Origin of the sequence: Agriterribacter humi (assembly GCF_009192765.1) — a bacterium.
Taxonomy (GTDB): Bacteria; Bacteroidota; Bacteroidia; order Chitinophagales; family Chitinophagaceae; genus Agriterribacter; species Agriterribacter humi.
In genome coordinates, this window is record NZ_VOHQ01000018.1 from 36061 (window position 1) to 53815 (window position 17755).

12 protein-coding genes are annotated in these 17755 nt (G+C 42.0%); 1 reads left to right on the forward strand and 11 read right to left on the reverse strand.

The genetic code is table 11. The features are described from left to right. Positions 1 to 205: 205 nt before the first annotated feature. The 9 genes from FRX45_RS21265 to FRX45_RS21305 form a co-directional block, all read right to left on the reverse strand. The gene (locus FRX45_RS21265; protein WP_152270505.1) at positions 206 to 976 is read right to left on the reverse strand and encodes a rhomboid family intramembrane serine protease; all 771 of its coding nucleotides are present in this window, start codon (positions 974 to 976) and stop codon (positions 206 to 208) included. A gap of 308 nt (positions 977 to 1284) precedes the next feature. Continuing rightward, positions 1285 to 2625: a PhoPQ-activated pathogenicity-related family protein gene (locus FRX45_RS21270; protein ID WP_152270506.1), complete on the reverse strand. Its 1341-nt coding sequence runs from the start codon at positions 2623 to 2625 to the stop codon at positions 1285 to 1287. A gap of 233 nt (positions 2626 to 2858) precedes the next feature. Then, positions 2859 to 4130: a hypothetical protein gene (locus FRX45_RS21275; protein ID WP_226805503.1), complete on the reverse strand. Its 1272-nt coding sequence runs from the start codon at positions 4128 to 4130 to the stop codon at positions 2859 to 2861. A gap of 133 nt (positions 4131 to 4263) precedes the next feature. After that, on the reverse strand, positions 4264 to 5955 hold the full coding sequence (locus FRX45_RS21280) for a SusD/RagB family nutrient-binding outer membrane lipoprotein (RefSeq protein ID WP_152270507.1): 1692 nt from the start codon (positions 5953 to 5955) through the stop codon (positions 4264 to 4266). Positions 5956 to 5985: 30 nt separating this feature from the next. Then, positions 5986 to 9546 (reverse strand): SusC/RagA family TonB-linked outer membrane protein, encoded by a 3561-nt coding sequence (locus tag FRX45_RS21285; protein ID WP_226805504.1) that lies wholly within the window; start codon positions 9544 to 9546, stop codon positions 5986 to 5988. Between the two features lie 46 nt (positions 9547 to 9592). Next, positions 9593 to 10129 (reverse strand): hypothetical protein, encoded by a 537-nt coding sequence (locus FRX45_RS21290; RefSeq protein ID WP_152270508.1) that lies wholly within the window; start codon positions 10127 to 10129, stop codon positions 9593 to 9595. A gap of 355 nt (positions 10130 to 10484) precedes the next feature. Further along, a complete protein-coding gene (locus tag FRX45_RS21295) occupies positions 10485 to 11036 on the reverse strand; it encodes an RNA polymerase sigma factor (protein ID WP_152270509.1) in 552 nt (183 codons plus the stop codon). A gap of 278 nt (positions 11037 to 11314) precedes the next feature. After that, positions 11315 to 11836 carry a hypothetical protein gene (locus FRX45_RS21300; RefSeq protein WP_152270510.1) on the reverse strand — a complete coding sequence of 174 codons (522 nt, stop codon included), beginning with the start codon at positions 11834 to 11836 and terminating at the stop codon, positions 11315 to 11317. Positions 11837 to 11969: 133 nt separating this feature from the next. Next, positions 11970 to 12542, reverse strand: a complete 573-nt coding sequence (locus FRX45_RS21305) for a hypothetical protein (RefSeq protein ID WP_152270511.1) — start codon at positions 12540 to 12542, stop codon at positions 11970 to 11972. 422 nt (positions 12543 to 12964) lie between these two features. Here FRX45_RS21305 and FRX45_RS21310 point away from each other — a divergent pair, with 422 nt between their 5' ends. Then, complete coding sequence (locus tag FRX45_RS21310) at positions 12965 to 13465, forward strand: GNAT family N-acetyltransferase (protein WP_152270512.1); 501 nt, start codon at positions 12965 to 12967, stop codon at positions 13463 to 13465. Positions 13466 to 13503: 38 nt separating this feature from the next. Here FRX45_RS21310 and FRX45_RS21315 read toward each other — a convergent pair whose 3' ends face one another. After that, positions 13504 to 15717 carry a DUF4954 family protein gene (locus FRX45_RS21315; RefSeq protein ID WP_152270513.1) on the reverse strand — a complete coding sequence of 738 codons (2214 nt, stop codon included), beginning with the start codon at positions 15715 to 15717 and terminating at the stop codon, positions 13504 to 13506. A gap of 102 nt (positions 15718 to 15819) precedes the next feature. Continuing rightward, a complete protein-coding gene (glmS, locus tag FRX45_RS21320; RefSeq protein ID WP_152270514.1) occupies positions 15820 to 17655 on the reverse strand; it encodes a glutamine--fructose-6-phosphate transaminase (isomerizing) in 1836 nt (611 codons plus the stop codon). Positions 17656 to 17755 lie beyond the last annotated feature (100 nt).

Consider the following 17755-nt stretch of genomic DNA (forward strand, 5'->3'; position numbering starts at 1 on the left):
TAAAAGCACCAAGAACCAAATAACAAGAAGCAAATCTGTCCGCCGTGGCGGATCAAATACAAATGGTTCGTGCCTCACCATGTCAAAAAATCCAAAGCGAAATGCAACCACAAACCATAAACCACAAATAATGAACGGCAAACTCAGATTAAAACGGATTTCCCTGTACCCTGAAACCTGTAACCCGCATAAACCTCAAATCACCTCATCTTATCCTTCTTACAAACGGCTCTTTGGTAACCACTCTTTTTACAGGATCAAAGAATTTGATCAATAAAAATCCTGCAATAAACCCACCTATATGTGCAGCATACGCTACGCCGCCGCTCTCCTCTCCTCCCAGCATGCCCAAACCGCTGATCACCTGGAAGGCAATCCATAAGCCCAATGCCAGTAAGGCCGGGATGGATACCATATACCACAGCAGGATGGCATGTACTTTTCGGGTAGGATATAATAAAAGATAGCCACCCAAAACGCCGGAAATAGCACCGGAAGCACCCAGACTGGGTACAAGCGAACTTTGGTTAAGCATTAATGTTGAAAACACATGGCTCAGGGATGCAATTATTCCACATATAAAATAAAACAACAGGTAACGGCTGTGTCCCACCCTGTTTTCAATATTATCTCCAAAAATCCACAGATACAGCATGTTGCCACCCAGATGCGCCCAGCCTCCATGCATGAACATAGAAGTAATGAGCGTAAAATACACAGGTACCGGCGTGGCCTGCAAACCAGGCAACTCAAATTGTTGCCCCGTATTGGGATCAAGAATAATTTGTGATGGGGTAATGAAATCCCTTCCTGTAATAATTTCTGCAGGAACAGTAGAGAAGGCATAGGTAAATGTAAGGTCATTGCCTGCACCCTGTAAAAAGATAAATACCAGGATATTGACAGCGATCAGCAGGTAGTTAATATAGGGCGTAATGGTGCGGTCCGAATTATCGTCTCCAACAGGTAGTAGCATAGAGGATGGTTTGTTGTTTCAAGATATGAAATATCTGAGCAAAGACTATAATAATTTAAATCCGAAGCCGGGAATTCGAAATTCGAATGGAATACAAAAGCCCTAAGACTGAAATATGAAATCAGAGGTAAAAGCATCAAGAATCAAATGACAAGAACCAAACCTGTCCGCCGTGGCGGATAAAATTCAAATTTCAAATCCGCGACCGATGCTCATGACTGACACCTCACCATTCAAATCACAAATAATGAACGATAAGCTCAGATTAAAACGGATTTCCCTGTACCCTGAAACCTGCAACCTGTAACTTACAAAATCGTCTTCGTATCTGTCATAAATACTCTTGTGCTTACCGTATACGTTCCGCCATTTACATCCTTATATTTAAGATCTACATAAAACGCACGATAACCCGATGCCGGTAATGCTTCTGTAATTTTAAGTTTTTTCTTTGCGGTAATATGGAGGTTGTTGCTTGTCCATTTGTCATTGCGGAAATCGGTGTCGGGCGAATCGGCATGCCATACGATCACGTCTGCCAGTTTATCTTTGGTAGCTTTAATATTTACCTTCACGCCTTTTTTGCTTACAGAGGTTGTCCATGAACAATCCGGATAGCCGGTATTTGTGAGGGTAGCGCCAAAAAAAGAACCCAATGCTTCAATAGCCTGTTTACCACCTCCCAGGTCATGCCCGGCATTCGGCACATAATGAAGCAAATTCTTGCCTGGTATGCTGTCGAGATAGTTTTTTATATTATCCACTACCCAATATTCATCGTTGGTACCCATGAAAATCAGTTTGGGCATTGTAAGTGTTTTGCGGTACGAATAAGGATCAACCATGGTTGTAACCGCCGCCCCGCTTTCTGTTTTCGCGCCCTGCGGGATACCCAGCTTCACATAATCTTCAATCTGTACGCTGTAATCGCCCAGGGCTTTGATCTGGTAGTCTAAGCTCACAGGCATATTTAAAACATCAATAACCATTGGTGCTATCGCCTGGGCACGGCTGTCGGTGGCGCCGGTAAGCCATGTCGTCCAGCCTCGTTTGGAAGCACCGGAAATTACAAAACGGTTAACGGGATGATTAAGCTGCTGTTTGGAAAACTCCTGTACGGCATCCATTGCCCTTACCGCACTTTTTACCATAGGAAATAATAACGGCCACGTATAATCGCCATCTTTTTTAAAATTGTGCAGGGTAAATGATATCAATGCATCTTCTGTCAGATCATTATAGAGCGGTTGATTGGGCGTTTGTCTTAATACAGCAACGATAGCGTGATTTGTTGCCGCCACATCAGCCATACCGATGTTGAATTTATCATCACGTCCGTTCCAGTTGGGCAAACCATTTTTTATGGAACCACCGGTAATAAACAAAAGGGCGCCATCGTATTTATTTTCTTTTGGAACCAGCACGGTCAACTGGTGCGTCCATACATGCTCACGCCATTGCTGCGAGGTAAGCAATAATGCATAGGCTTTTACATCTCCAATATCATAAGTATCTTTTACTTCCCATTTGAATGTTTTATCGCCATTATGCAAATAACTTTGTAAAGCGGTTGATGGTGTAACCTGGGCCTGAACAAGCGTAAGGAATGAAACAAGCAATGCGAATACGCTTAAATAAATTTTCTTCATATTAATTTACCGGTTTATAATTTAAATTGTACCGCCGCTCACCTATTCTCTCTGGCGAAAAGAAGCAGTCTTTTTAGATTTCTATTTTCTTGATCTAGTTCCTGCCTGCCCGAAAGCAGGGTAACAGTATTGTGGTTTATTTCGAATTTCGGATTTTATTCTTCGAATTTATTTGGAGCTTTTTCTTTGGTACTTTGTTTTTTATTTTCATTTTCGGACTGTCTAAATGTATTTCACTTGGCCGGCGCCGGACTTTCCTTAATCCACTTTAACACTTCGTTTATATATATATCACCTGTCATTTCGCCAAGGCTGGTGCGGCTCACGTAATCATATCTTTTAAAGCTGTTGAAATCAACTTTAGTAAGGATATAGCCAAATGCGTCATTGGTTAAGCCAAAAAGAAACGGTTGTTTGGTAGGCATATGACGTTTTACATAATAACCGATATTGGGCAGGGCTTCGCCCGGTATAGTAAGTACCTGCGCTGTTCCAATGTTAAGCAGGTTGATTTGTGTGGTAGCCGAATTGACATCAGCATTTTCACCCGCCAGTTTCAACGGCGAGTGGCTGAGAATATATTTCATAATATCCGAATCAATGGGAAACTTTATCTTCTTTGATGCGCAATAGATATCCGGATTGGATTGCATAGGGGCGTCAGCAACAATACGCAAGGCTTCATCTGCCAGTAGTTCGCCAATGCGTATGCATTCCTGCCAGTCATTGGCTTCGCCTTTTTCCAAACGGTTATCTGCTGTAACCATCCCACCCTGCGCACTGTTCATAAAGAGTGCAACGCCACCAGCCTTAGATTCAATCCGATGATACAATGGTCCGCATAAATCAGGGCTTAAAATGCCCTGTGATGAGCCTATTATTTCAGGATGAACTGCATAATTAATCAATGTGGCAATGGGGCTGTTTTTATTTTTACCGGTAGTTGCTATTGCCTGTATAACGCCACAACGCGGATCATACAACTGGGGAGCGTAATAATTGTAAGCGATCTTTCCTTTGGCTTCATCTACGGCTATTTTTAATGAAGCCGGCTCAAGTTTGCTTACCGCTTCATTTACCGCATCGGCAATTTGCTGCACACACCAGTCCAAATATTTCAGGTCGGCATGCGACGTGCCTTTTTCATCAGGAAAACCATAAGCATCGGGAGCGCTGTGGGTATGGGTAACGCCTATAAGAATATTTTCGGGTGCAATGCCTTTGATCAATGCACGTGATTTGTTGCCTAACACCGAAGGCCAACCTAAATTATCAATGTTAACAATTGCAATTCTTGTGGGTCCCTTTTCAAACACCAATGCCCTTGCGTACAAATCGCCCTGCTTTACGGTTGCCGGCTTTGGTGTACCAACTCCGCCGGATACCGGTAGTAAAGGATTGGGTGTAATAACCCTTACTGCAGCGCCGGCTTTGAATGTTTGGGTGTAGGAACCAGGTATAAAACCAATGATACACAGAAAAAAAATAAATACTCTTACATACATCTTATAAACAATTATCTCTCTGACAAAATATCTGCAACAATATTTGGACTTTTGTGAGGAAAAAAGGTGGAAGGTGTAGGGTGGAACAGTTTTTTGCCCTATACCCAATGCCTTTAGGCCTTACACCCTACCCCTACCATGGCTTGCCAGTTCCCTGAATAACCCAGGGTCTTGACCACGGACTGTTTTTGGTACCATTACCACCAAAATTCGATAATGGTGTACTTTCAAGGTTTTCATTTGCTGCCTCCACATTGGTACCATTAAGATTCCGTTCTTCAACGGGATAGTAGAATCTTAGAGGTAATTCTTTTGCTACAGTTCTAAGTTCCACGCCATGCAATTCAGGGTAACCCGTTCTGCGCCAGTCAAACCACGCCTCTGTAGCAACAGACCAGGTAGATATCCATTTTTGGGTAATGATTTGTTCCTGCGAGCCATCAAAAGCAACTTCAGGCTGTGCAACATAATCCGCGGCTTGTGAAGCGCTGAGTCCCCATGCTTCAAATGATGCCTGAATAGCCTGGTTGTAGTGCGTTTCAGCATCACCCGCATTCCACCCTTTTACGGCTGATGCTTCTGCAAGGATAAAATGAACTTCTGCGGCCGACATTAGCCTTACTTTGGAGCCACCAGCATTACCCTTGGCAAACCTGGCATTCACCCAGGAGACATGAGGATTGTGGGCGGACTGCTGCGGATCCGGGCTAAGGTTGTATAATTGAGGAGCATTTAAAGCAACAGGAAGGCCAACGTAATGGGGATCCTGGTTTATATCATTCAGCGTGAGCTGTCTGGAAGCCAGGTAATCAGGAGAAACTATCCGCACTGCGTTTCTTGTTACGCCATTTATAGTAGTATCATATACCGTTTTACTGATACTGCCGGTAAGGCTGGCATCAACATAGATTGAAACCTCCACAGGATTAGCCCAAACTGCTATCCTTGGATCATTTCTTTCCAGCAAAGCTTTTACCAGCGTATTAGCCATTTTTATGCGCCTGTAATTGCTACTATCCGATTGTGGTATTGCATACGAAGGCCATGAATCGCCATCACTATTGCCCGGAAAGCCCATTGCTGCATCTTCGGATGCATTCTTAATGATGGGATATTGATCAGGAGTATTGACTATTTTTTCAATTCCTGCCTGCGCTACCGAAGGCAACTTATCTGATATGCGCATATAATACCGGAGGGCTAATGAATTGGCAAACTTCCTCCATTTGGCGGCATCACCACCATAATATATATCTGCAGATCCTACAGTACTGTTGAACTGCGATTCAGAAAGTAAAGTATTTGCTTTCTCCAGATCTGCCAAAATACCTTCATAAATGCTTTGCTGGCTATCGAAGGCGGGGAATGTATATTCGGCTCCGCCTGTCTCGCCTTTTAATGCCTGGGTATAAGGAGCATCGCCATATAAATCGGTTATCAATCCAAACATCAGGCTTTTCATTACCAGTGTTATACCCTGTTGCAAAGGATAATCTAATTCTACCGCCTTGTCATACACAAACTGGTTGTTTCTTAAAATATCATAATATCCTGTCCAACTATTGCTGTTGCCCCAGTCATAGTTATTATGTCCGCCTCCCCATCCATCTTTTTGCGTATGCTGCATCACTCCTGCAATATCCTGGTAACCGAGTCCAACAAAGGCTCTTCCGGCTTCTGATAATACAGTTGATAATACCAGGTTAGGATTTGTTGAAGAAGGGTCTGCACCATTAGGATTTTCATTCAACTCTACAAGGTGTTTGGTACAGGAAAAACCAATGGCTGAAAACACCACTAATATTGTAATATATATCTTTTTCATATCTGCTATGTTGAATAGTTTAGGAATAGCTTAAAATGTAATATTCAGTTTAACGCCTATTGGTATTGACCATGGTGTAACATTGTATCTTTCTATCCCTTGTTTAAATTGAATTCCTCCCTGCACACCTGTTGTTGGCTGGAAAGCATTTTCAGGATCAATGCCAATTTTTGCTTCTGTCCATAAGATAATATTTCTGCTGTAAACAGAAAAGCTGATATCCTGCATTTTGAAAGATTGAACCAATGAAGCTGGCAGGGCATATGAAAGAGACAGCTCCCTAAGTTTAATGTAAGAAGCAGAAAATAATGTCGGTTCCATGAATTCCCATGGATTACTTACAGCATACAACATAGGTATGGTTTTATTGGGGTTACCGGGATCATCCAGCCCCAGTATATTTTCTCCCAGGTTTTCTGCATATCCTGTTGGGTTTCCATCAGCATCCCAGCCGGTTGCGTAAACACCAGGGGCAAACATTCCTCCATAAGGCAGGTTAAAACCGGAGATAATTACCGGATAGCTCGCCCGTTCCGGTGTAGGCCATCCTACACGCAAAAATCTTCCATTATGTACTTTTATTAATTCATCTTCATGGGCAACTAAGTAATCGCGCAATTCCTTGCCCGTCATCGTACCCGGATCAATAAAATTGTCAAACTGAAGCCCCGCTCTGCCGTCTTCGATACCATACCTGTAGGTTTGTGATACAAACTGACCGCCATTCCTCCAGTCAAAAGTCATATTCAGCGTCCAGTTTTTCCAGCTAACAGAAGTTTGAGCGCCCATTATAAAACGCGGATTAAAGTTTCCTATTTTATTCCTGGTTGCCAAAGCATCCAGTTGCACCCATTTAGCGCCGTCTTCATTTCCATTGTCTAATAGCGGGTATCCATAATAGGGAGATCCTTTATCTTCGACTACACGAAGTTTATTTCCATAAATATCACCTACTTCCTCTCCCAGGAAAGTATAAGCACCCCCTTTGGCATCTGACCAGTAGGTGAAGTAAGGCATTTCATCGGCCAGTTCCATTACTTTAGTACGGTTACGGGTAAGGTTCACACTTACATCCCATCTCCAGTTCCTTGTTTGAACAGGTGTGCCGCCTAATGTAAGTTCAATACCTGAACTTCTCAACAGCCCGGCATTGATATTCTTTGAAGAAAATCCAGTAGAGGGAGCCAAGCCTGTACTGAATATCTGGTTTTTGTTATCAACCGTGTAGTAGGTGCCCGCAAAACGTAAACGATTTTGAAATAAGTTGATATCAATGCCCGCTTCATAGGATACAGCCAGTTCGGGTTTAAGATCGGGATTGAGCAATGTACCCGATGTAGCAAGCCGGGGCACATCATTCCATGTTCCGGCATTACCCAAAACCGATATCAGTTGATAAACACCGGCATCATTACCAGCCTGTGCATAGCCACCTCTTAATTTAATAAGATTAATGTCGGGAGACCTGATACCGAGAATTTCATTCACCAATACGCTTAAAGAAGCCGATGGGTAAAAATAAGCTTTTGCCCCCGGCAATGTACTCGACCAGTCGGTCCGGCCACTGAGATCAAGATAGACCATATCCTTAAAGCCCAGCGTGGCCATTTCATACACACTGTTAACCTGCTTCTCATAAAGGTAGCTGCTGTAATCAAGATTTGCAGGAAGGATATTTTGAATGGTGAACACATTTGGAACGACCAGGCCTGTTCCGTTTTTAGTTGCTGTTCTTTCAGAACTTCCGGTTTGATAGCGTGTGTTGCCACCTACAGAAGCCGAAAGGCTGAAACCACCGAAATCTTTTTTATAGGTTGCCAGGAAATCTGCGTTTCCCTCAAAACTCCTGATATTGGTTATGCCGTATGCGCCACGGGGGTCTTCGGTATAGCCATTCGCCATTTTGGTTTCTCTTTTTTCACTAAAATTATCCAGTCCGTAACGAAACATCAGGCTTATGTCTCTTGTAACCTGCCAGTCGGCTTTAATATTTCCATATACCCTGTCTCGCACAAATGAATTATTTACTTCGTATGCCAGGAAATATGGATTATTGAAATCAGGATGCTGTGAACGTTGTACCAGCCCTTCCTGCCCGGGAACCCAGTAATCTTTTAAATCAAGCATATCTGTATTGGGTGAAACGGCATACGCCCATTGCAGCGGATTTGCACCTCTTTCACCAGCAGGGCGATTATTGGAATTATTACGGCTTAGGTCTACATTGGTGCTCAACCTGAATTTACTACTTACTTTAACCGTTGAATTAAGATTAAGGGTGTTGCGGAACAGATCTGAATTAGGAATGATACCCTTGTTTCTCATATTGGCATATGAAATACGGTAGTTCATGGATTCGGTACTATTGGCTACGGAAACCCCATTGGTAGTTGTAAGCCCGGTTTGCACGAAATTTTTGACATTGTTGGGATGAGAAACCAGCGGAATAGGAATTTGATTACCATTTTCATCGAGCGGGCTATTCCATTGTATAGCATAATAGCCTCTATCCAGTTCAGGGCCGCCGGCGCCACCTGATTCATCCACAATTACATAATCGGGATTGAACCTTGGATCGGAAACACCCAGTGGATCAGATAATATATTCCCTGAAATAGAAACTGGTGTGGCAGGGAAAACACCGCTTGCAAACCTTGTTTGCCAGTTCAGGAATTTATAGGGCTTCTCAAAAACAGTGTTCGATGTAAAATTAACTGTCATTTTTTTAACGCCCTTCCCACTCTTGGTGGTAATCAGTACTACGCCATTGCCTGCTCTTGAACCATACAGTGCAGCCGCGCTCGGCCCCTTAAGAATAGACACGTTTTCAATATCATCAGGATTAATACCAGCTATCGCATTTCCATAATCTACCCTGTTATCATTACCTACCTGGCTAACATTATTCAACGTGTTGGCAATAGGAACGCCATCTATTACGAACAAAGGCTGGTTATCGCTGCTCAATGAAGTAGCGCCACGGATAATCATACTTACCGAAGAGCCGGCCCCACCCGTTTGATTGATCGTAACCCCTGCTACTTTGCCCGACATCGCGTTTAATACATTTTCCTGTGCCACACGATTCATTTCCTTGCCGGCTACCTGTTCTACAGAATAACCCAGAGATTTTTTTTCCCTTGTAATACCAAGTGCAGTTACCACTACACCCGACAGTTCCTGTGCTGTATTTTCAATTGTTACGGTAAGATTGGAACGACCCGCTATTGCCGTTTCAATCGTTTTATAACTCACGGCGCTAAACACTAAAGTGCTATTGCCATTTTTAACATTCAGTGAAAACAATCCGTTCTCGTCTGTTGTAGTGGCGTTATTTGTTCCTTTCTCTGTAACAGTTACACCTGCTACAGGGCCGTTCTCATCTTTAACCGTACCCTTTACAACAAAATCGGCATGAGTGGATTTTGCGGTTTGCAGAAGGGCGGGCACTTTGTTGTGTGCAAATAATTTACTCTTGTTATTTTGGGGTGAGCCGGATAATAATGCCATATCCTGCGCCGCCACCGGATGTAAAAAGATTACCAGGCTAAACAGGGATAGCAGCCTGATGGTAAAGCAGCAATTTCTCATAACAGTTCGATTGATTGTGTAAATAAATGATGACTTAAAATTCGGATTATTGTTTTTCAAAGATGAAATACACGGGTATATCTGCATCCACTTCAGCAACATAAATGGTATTGCTCAGCGAACCCAGCTTCATATTGGTAGCATTAATGTCTTCAATCCATAACGGCGTATCCTTACCATCGGATGAAATGAGATGCAGGGCTGAGCCGTATACCTGCAAATTCCAGGTGCCGGTATTACCGGCATTGGGCATCATAAAATCAGTACTTCCGGTAATGCTGAAAGTTCCTTTGGAATCAAAAGTAAAAATGTTACCCTGTGTTGCTGTAATCTGTGGTCCGGTTAAGGGTAAAAATGACGCTAAAATATGCAGGCTGGTTCCAACAGGCAGGTCATCGCCACCAAACGGGTTCGGAATGGGATAGGCTAATGTAATATCCGTTTGTTTCCAGGTACCGGTTACCCAGCCTTTTTTAATCGAAGCCAGGTCTTCTTTTTTTGGCTCTTCCTTTTTGCAGGACACCATTAAAAATACCGGAGCAATAAGCAGTAGTAAAGCAAATGCTTTGAAAATTCTTTTCATGAGCAAACGGTTGATGTGATGAATTGTGATAATTGTTTTGGTTTTACAAAGTTGTAGTTTTTTTAGCCAGGGATATGCATCTGTTTTATAGTTTTTGAAAAATTAATAGTGGTTTAAAGAAATCATATTCATGTATCCTCAATAAGTAGGTGTATACCTATAGTTGAAATAAAGATCAATTTTATCCAAATTATGCAGACTAACAAATGTTAATTATTATAAAAAAAATAGCTTAAATTATTGTGAGGAGTTTTACTTCCCCGCAAGTTTTAAACCCGCGGGGGTAGTAAAATTTGTGAAATTTGGGATAAGGGGCCGGGGGAAAGAGGTATAACATATTAATCACATTAAGTCCTTAGCACATTTGCTTCCGCAGATTGATCATAGCCCGGAAGGCAAGATTGTTAACAGACTGATAGTTCATGCTGAGTTTTATGGCGATCTGTTCGTAAGTAAGACCTTCAAAAAACCGAAGCCTCACTACCTGCTTTTGACGGGATGTGAGCTGTGCCAATGCAATATTTAAACGACTTTTTTGTTCGGTAATCCTTTCAGATGAAATGATGATCTCTTCTATATTCTCATCTTCCTGCAACCGTTGTTCATTATCATGCAGTTCATTTACAACCACTTTACGTTTAACTTTTTTCAGAATAATGCTTTTCAGCACTTTTACAAGATAGCTGTAAGAATGATTAACATCCCCGATACTGGCCCTGTAATGCCATATTTCAATGAAAATTTCCTGTAAGGCGTCTTTTGCCAATTCCCGGTTGTCTGTCATTTTTAAAGCTGCATGAAATAACCTGTCAATATAAGTATCATACAGGTATCCCAGGGCTTCTGTATTCCCCTGCTTCAACTGTCGCCAGCAGGCAGCGTCGTTCTGGTAAATACATTCAGGCATAAGAGATAAAATAAGCAATCAAAAAATTAATAACACGCTCAGGCATACTCATAAAAATGCCTTTTTTCAGAGTTCAATTTTATCTCTATTTTAAAAAATGGCCAATGTTAATTCTTATGAAAAAAATAGCAGAAATTATGATGGGTGTCTGGGGGAAGGTGTGAGGAATGAGGTATGAGGTTTAGGTATGGGGTGCGGAGCATCTTCTGTATAAATAAAAACCGTGGTTCGAAATGATTTCAAACTCACGGTTTATCGGAATGCTGTTTTATTGGGTATTAAAAAGTATAACGAGCAGAGATGCCCACATTGCCGGCGTAAAAACTACTGTAATAGCTATAGGGCTTAATCAGTGCTATTGTAGGACGGAAATCGGCGCTTACGTTCAATGGGATATTTCCGAATTTATAATCTGCGCCGCCTGTAGGAAACACGCCTAAACCAAATCCTTTGTAATCTTCGTATTTAGAAAAAGTATTAAAAGCGGTTAAACCTCCGCCAACAAACCATTTCAGTCCTTCCACGGAACCAATTGGAAAATGATGCTGGTAGGAAACCGAGCCAGAAAGATTAACCCAATTATACCCTGTATATCCATAAGGTCTGAACCCAATATTTATTTCAATAGCCCCCGGATCAGTAACAAAGGTTTTAAATGAAGCGGCGATAATATCATAATACCCGCCGCCAACACGCAACCCGATCCCGCTTTTATAGCTGCTCCCATCCTGTGCCTTCAGCGACACTGCAGAGAAGCTCAAAACAAATACAATATTGAAGGCGATCAGAAACTTTTTCATTGTGTTCATTTTTAATAATAAATAATACAAGCGCAAAAAGATTCCGCAAAAATAGAGGAGCAGCACCGATTTTAGCGACTGATTTATTTTTCTTGCCTTATGCTAAACTATCCTGCCTGCCAATTGCGCTCGTTCAGTTATACCGGCGGGCATAAAATTCCCCGTCTGTAACATTGAGTTTTGTAGTGTAGTTCTCATTATATAGCGCGCCTGAAAAACTACCTTTAATATAATCTGATGCTGCCTCCGTAATTTTTATTGTCGCTTTCGTCTCTGCTCCGGGGGGCAGGGCTGGCGCAAATTCTTCCATCCACGAGAGATAATTTTTTCCGTTTTCATCAATATACACCAGGTTTACAAGCTTGGCTTTTTGCGTACCGGATGTGCCGGCAGTATAACTTGTATAGGTAAGGCCTGGCTGGGTTTCATTTTCGGTAGCCAGCAATAAAGTCATATTATTTTTAGTGGCCGCACCCGCATCTTTCAGTCCCGCAAGAGAAGTATTATGCTGCAATGCCGTTACTTTATCAAAAGTGCCTTCTACCTGTCCTTTATGCTCTACCTGCGTTCCGTTAATTTTAAAACGCATATAATAGCCGGTCCCCGAACCTATGTCGTTATTGTCTTTTTTGCAGGAATACACCATGATCATAGTAGCCGGCAACAGAACATACTGGAAAAGCCTGAAAAGAAAACGCTTTTTCATATACAATGCTTTAAAATTAAAGAACAAAAAGAAACTTCATTTTGTCGCTGTCTGAGGTTTTACATTGACTGCCATTCAAGAGTAGCCAGTTTCTTTTATGCCACAAAATACCATTTATTAGCCTGCTTTCATTTATTATTGAACTATTATCCAAATATTTTTGCCTCCCTGTAAAATGCGCATTCCGCTTTATGGCCAGGATATTACTTGGTACTTTTCCTGCTGCTGCGGCCTGTTGTGGAAAACAGCATAGGACACGAACTTGTCAATAAAATAACCCGGGCTAGAATTGAAGTGACCAATGAAACCAAATATGTAAACGCATGTGTAACTTCGTATGATCATACCCGGGGAGTAAGGAGGGAGTTGAAATTGCTATCAGCAACGGCGTTTAGCAGAAAATTTACCCGAATTTTGCAGGCATGATCCATTTCAGAAAAGCAGTACCAGCGGATATACCACTGATCCGGAAATTAACACTTGCCGTTTGGCCCCAAACCTATTCGGATATTTTAAGCAGAGAACAAGTAGAATATATGCTGGAGATGATGTACAGCGAATCTTCATTGCAACATCAGATCAATACACAACAGCACCGGTTTATTATTGCCTGTGACGATGATGAACCAGTGGGTTTTGCTTCCTGGTCATCTACGCCTGATAAACAAGTATGCAGGCTCCATAAAATTTATGTGCTGCAAAATCAGCAGGGCAAAGGAACCGGTAAAAAACTAATTGAACATATCATTCAATCTATCCGGTCTGCAGGCGCTATAATACTTGAATTAAATGTGAACCGGCATAATAAGGCAGGAGCGTTTTACTCCGGGCTGGGTTTTACAGTTGTGCGGGAGGAAGATACTGATATAGGCAATGGATATTTTATGAATGATTATGTAATGCAAAAATCAATTGTGGAATAATTTAAACACAGCAGTACATATTACGGCACAAACCTGCACTATAATTTCAGCAATCTGATCAAACCGCTCACCTTCTTTTTAAAGTCCTTTAATTCCGTTTGCTGCATGGCAATAAAACTGTTATCTTCCAATTTCCCCCAAACATTATCCATCTCTTCTTTGTTGTCGAAAATCATGGTACGGAAAGGATTGGTATAATCTTTCGCCCTGGATTCGTAAATACCATCTGTTAACCATGTTTTGGTTTGTACAGACTGAAGTAATATTTGCTTAAAAATTTCCGGGGTAAATCCTGTAACGGAAATGCCAAGCACTTCTAATAATGCCGCGAAAGCATGCTCAAATTTGTCGGCATCATATGCCTGGCCCTGCATGGTATAAAAGGCATGTACATCATCCCAGCTTTTTATTTTACCTGCACGAACGTGCTTTCTGAACTTTTCTACTTCTTCTTCAGGTATAAGCTGCCCGCCAACATTAATCCATTGATTTCGTTTGGGAACGGGGGGCAGTTGCTTGATAAGCGCAGCAAAATTTTTAAGATCGTTTTCCAGAAACTGTGCAATACATTGCACGGTTCCATAGTATATTACCAGTTGCCTGAATATTGTATACGCCTGCTGTACCTTAATAATAACGGTTTTCCGGTCACTATTCTCCAATCCATCCGCCACAATCTCCAGTTCATTAATAATCTTATCATTTTCTTCTAAAAGCTTTTTCCCGATTTTAATATATTCTTTATCCGTTATTTTTTTCCCGGGGCTTTTCTTTTGCGAAAAGGCTTTCCCTGTGTACAGGGCCAACAATTGGAGGGCATCTATCAATTCATTAATGGTATCGGGCGCCAAAGCCTCAAATTCGATACGTTGTTCTTTTTCAATGCGTGCATCCCGGTCACGGTATTTCCATTCGTTGCGTGCAATGGCATACAAATTATACATGAACCAGTAAGCAGGCATCACAATCAACTGGTCATCGGAAAGATCGTTGCTGATTAATGCAAAGGGGAAGGGGATGTTCAATTCATATGGATAGTCGCCTTTGGCCAGGATATTAAAAGAAGCAAATTTGGAATTGTGTTTAAGGCTTACGCACAGCCCTGGCCAAAAGCCACGGCCGGCGACCAGTTCGCCATCTGCACTGCGTGAATTATGATTAGACCCTATGGTTGCCCCGGCAGCCATATTACTTTGTCCCATTACCGTGGCTGCGCAAAGAAAGGAATTGTTGTGGTGCTGTTCGTGCGATGGAAAGATCAGTGAGTTTAATACTTCGCAACAGGAAATAGTAGAGTTGTTGCCGAGATATGAGTTGATCAGCCGCGCTCCGTATTTTAGCTGCGAATGTGAAGCCATGATAAAACGAATGGCTTTAACGCCATAAAACGCTTTACATCCCAATCCTATAATGCCATTCACCATTTCACAACCCTCTCCTATTTGCGATGGTGCTTCGGAAGAAGAATTGACGGTGAGATTTTTTAATTTATTGGCGCCTTTAATATAAGCATCAGAGCCAATCCACACATCTTTGATTATGCTTGTATTTTTAATGATGGTACGATCGCCTATTTTGCCATAGTACCCTCTTTGTACATCATATTCTTTTTGCGTAAACCATTTGAATTTTTCAAGCATCGCTTCATCATCCCGGTATTTAGACCACAGCCAGGCATCGCCGGGAAGCATCCGGGTAAAAGGGATCACCTTTCTTCCCCCGTTTTCATTGCATATTTCCAGCCAGATGCGGATATTCTCATTTTCCCCTTCTTTAATAATGCCATTGCCGAATTTAGCCGCGCTGGTGGTAGCCAGTTCATGGATATTCACCAATATTACCTCGCTGCCTATAATATAATGAGAAAGATAATTCACATTATCCACTACTACATTATCACCAAAATCGCAACTGATGATCGTACTGTTGTATAAGCCCACGGGCATACGGAGGTTATGATACTCAAGGTAATACGCTTCTAATTTGCCAATGCGCACCAATCCGAAGAATTTGCAATTTTTTACCAGCTCAGGATTGAAAGCATCTGATACCAGTATCTTATTCCAGTCGTCGGAAGCATTGCGGTTGCGTACCAGCACCTCAATTTCCCATGCCGTTAATCCCCTGTATTGAATACCGTTCCTGTTTTGAATATTGCGCAGATGGTATTCGTCTTTTCCTTCCGGGAGGTATTCGGAAACAATAAAATTGTACCCTAATGAATCAATGGCTTTTTTGTTGATCTGGTTCATACACGGATTTGAAATTTTAAATTTGAGATTGGTTCCAGGTATGAGGTGTCAGGTATCAGTCAATTCACTCACCGCCGACTACTCACAACTCACTACTGCATCTTATTCTACCGTTACACTCTTGGCCAGGTTCCTCGGTTTGTCCACATCAAATCCCCTGGCTACGCCTATATAATAGGAAAGCAATTGTAAAGGAATGGTACTGATGATGGGGGCTATTAATTCATCTGCTTCCGGGATGGGCAGCACATCATCCGCCATTTCTGTAATGGTTTCGTCTCCTTCCGTAATTACAGCGATCACCTTTCCCTTGCGGGCCTTTATTTCCTGTATATTGCTGATGATTTTTTGGTGATACGTATCTTTTGTAGCTACAAATACCACCGGCAAAGATTCATCTACCAGTGCAATAGGACCATGTTTCATTTCTGCAGCGGGATAGCCTTCGGCATGTATATAAGATATTTCCTTAAGCTTCAACGCACCTTCCAACGCTATCGGAAAATTGTACCCGCGGCCTAAAAACAGCGCATCCGATACGTCTTTATATTTTAAGGCCACCGCCTTTATATGATCTGCATTTTCAAGCGCATGTTTTACTTTTTCAGGTACTTCATTTAATTCGTTGAGCAGATGTATATACCGATCGTGGCTGATGGTGTTTCTTTCTTTAGCGATCATCAGCGCAACCATGGTAAGCACAGTTAACTGTGCGGTAAATGCTTTGGTGCTGGCCACACCAATTTCTGGCCCCGCGTGAGTGTATGCGCCGGCGTGCGAGATGCGTGAAATAGATGACCCTACCACATTTACAATGCCCAGGATAACAGCGCCCTGTTCTTTGGCTCTTTCTATAGCCACCAGCGTATCTGCAGTTTCTCCGCTTTGCGAAATGGCAATGATCATATCTCCTTTGTGTATGATGGGATTCCTGTACCTGAATTCAGAAGCATACTCTACCTCTACGGGAATGCGGCATAATTCTTCAATAACATATTCAGCCACCAATCCCGCATGCCACGAAGTGCCGCAGGCTATGATGAGTATACGGTTCGCGTTTTTAATCAGTTCCATATTGTTTTGAATGCCCGACATGGTGATGGTTCCCTGCGCCGCATCCAGCCTTCCTCTTAAACAATCATAAATGGTGTGGGGTTGTTCAAAAATTTCCTTCAGCATAAAATGATCGTATCCGCCTTTTTCTATAGCAGCCAGTTCAAGGTCTAATTTTTGAATGAAAGGTGTTTGTCTTTCATTGCCCAGGTTTTTTAATATCAGTTCATCCGCTTTAATGATGGCAATTTCATAATCATTAACATATACCACTTCCTTTGTGTATTCTATGATAGGTGAAGCGTCACTGGCTAAAAAATGTTCTCCTTTTCCAATGCCTATTACCAGCGGACTGCCTTTTCTTGCAGCAATGAGCGTATCCGGGTTGTCCTCATCTATCAGCACAATTACATAAGCACCCACAACACGTTTCAAAGCGATACGCAATGCTTCCTCCAGTGTGCTGCTGTTATTTTTCTGAATGTCTTCTATAAAATAAAGCAGTACTTCTGTATCTGTATCGCTATGAAATTGATATCCCTTTTTAATTAACTCCTGCTTAAGCGAAGCGTAATTTTCAATGATGCCGTTATGTATCATGGCCAGTTTACCATTAGCGGAGCGATGCGGATGCGCATTTCTGTCGCTGGGTTCACCGTGCGTGGCCCAACGGGTATGGCCGATCCCGATATGTCCTTCGAGATCCTGACCTAAAGTTGATTCTTCAAGATTAGCTACTTTACCTTTCTTTTTATACAATTTTAAGCCGTGATTTACCAGTGCTATTCCCGCACTGTCGTAGCCCCGGTATTCTAATCTCTTCAATCCTTTAACGATTACGGGGTAAGCCTGACGGTGTCCGATGTAAGCAACAATTCCACACATAATTAACTTTTGAAATATTTTAATGAATTGATAAGTATGCTATTAACGCAAACGATTGCGCAATATTATAAAAAAAAAACCAGCTATTTGTATTGCTTCA

Coding starts and splice junctions, on each gene's coding strand:
- FRX45_RS21265 (WP_152270505.1), bottom strand. CDS start 976: ATGCTACTACCTGTTGGAGACGATAATTCGGACCGCACCATTACGCCC.
- FRX45_RS21270 (WP_152270506.1), bottom strand. CDS start 2,625: ATGAAGAAAATTTATTTAAGCGTATTCGCATTGCTTGTTTCATTCCTT.
- FRX45_RS21275 (WP_226805503.1), bottom strand. CDS start 4,130: ATGTATGTAAGAGTATTTATTTTTTTTCTGTGTATCATTGGTTTTATA.
- FRX45_RS21280 (WP_152270507.1), bottom strand. CDS start 5,955: ATGAAAAAGATATATATTACAATATTAGTGGTGTTTTCAGCCATTGGT.
- FRX45_RS21285 (WP_226805504.1), bottom strand. CDS start 9,546: ATGAGAAATTGCTGCTTTACCATCAGGCTGCTATCCCTGTTTAGCCTG.
- FRX45_RS21290 (WP_152270508.1), bottom strand. CDS start 10,129: ATGAAAAGAATTTTCAAAGCATTTGCTTTACTACTGCTTATTGCTCCG.
- FRX45_RS21295 (WP_152270509.1), bottom strand. CDS start 11,036: ATGCCTGAATGTATTTACCAGAACGACGCTGCCTGCTGGCGACAGTTG.
- FRX45_RS21300 (WP_152270510.1), bottom strand. CDS start 11,836: ATGAAAAAGTTTCTGATCGCCTTCAATATTGTATTTGTTTTGAGCTTC.
- FRX45_RS21305 (WP_152270511.1), bottom strand. CDS start 12,542: ATGAAAAAGCGTTTTCTTTTCAGGCTTTTCCAGTATGTTCTGTTGCCG.
- FRX45_RS21310 (WP_152270512.1), top strand. CDS start 12,965: ATGATCCATTTCAGAAAAGCAGTACCAGCGGATATACCACTGATCCGG.
- FRX45_RS21315 (WP_152270513.1), bottom strand. CDS start 15,717: ATGAACCAGATCAACAAAAAAGCCATTGATTCATTAGGGTACAATTTT.
- glmS (WP_152270514.1), bottom strand. CDS start 17,655: ATGTGTGGAATTGTTGCTTACATCGGACACCGTCAGGCTTACCCCGTA.